Raw genomic sequence first — 835 nt, forward strand, 5'->3', positions numbered from 1 at the left:
TTGACATCCTCCCCGGCCTGAAGGCCGGGGATTCCCACACCTCGCGGTGCGGGTTCCTGCTTCACCAGCGGATGCCTCCTCGCGTCAGGAGCGAGGCGGTCTCACTCCGTCTCCACAGGCGGACACCGCGAGCCCCGCGGCCAGAATGTTGATTGCCGCGTTCACGTCCCGGTCGTGGACGGCGCCACAGCCACGGCAGGCCCATGTCCGGACGTCGAGCGGCATCGTGTTTGCGATCGACCCGCACACCGAGCACGTCTTGGACGACGGATAGAACCTGTCGATCGCGATGACGGTCCGGCCGTACCAGCCGGCCTTGTACTCCAGCATCCGCCGCAGCTCCGACCACGAAGCGTCGGAGATTGCCCGTGCAAGCGAATGGTTGCGGACCATGTTGCGGACCGCCAGGTCCTCGATGACCACCGTTTGGTTCTCGCGGATGATCCTCGTGGACAGCTTGTGGAGATGATCCCGGCGCCGGTCGCGGATCCGGCCGTGGATCCGCGCCACCCGCAGCCGGGCCTTCGCCCGGTTCGCCGACCCCTTCTGTTTGCGGGACAGCTCCCGCTGCGCGCGGGCCAGCCGGGCACGGTCCCGCTTCTCGTGCCGCGGGTTGGTGACCTTCTGCCCGGTCGACAGAGTAAGCAGCGAGGTGATACCCGCGTCGACACCGACCTGACCCGCACGCGGGGACAGGGTGGCGATGGTCTCCTCGACCAGGATTGAGATGTGGTACTGGCCGCGCGAGTTCCGTGACACCGTCACCTGCGACGGCTCCGCCCCCTCGGGCAGCGGGCGCGACCAGATGATGTCCAACGGCCGGTCCTGCTTCGCT

At 67.9% G+C, this 835-nt stretch carries 1 protein-coding gene; it reads right to left on the bottom strand.

Features of this window, described 5'->3' with window-relative positions:
- Positions 1 to 84: 84 nt before the first annotated feature.
- Positions 85 to 835: RNA-guided endonuclease InsQ/TnpB family protein (locus tag AC08OQ_RS14485; protein WP_476601516.1), on the bottom strand; the 751-nt coding region annotated here is incomplete at its 5' end.

It is taken from the genome of Frankia sp. CcCS3, assembly GCF_977927575.1.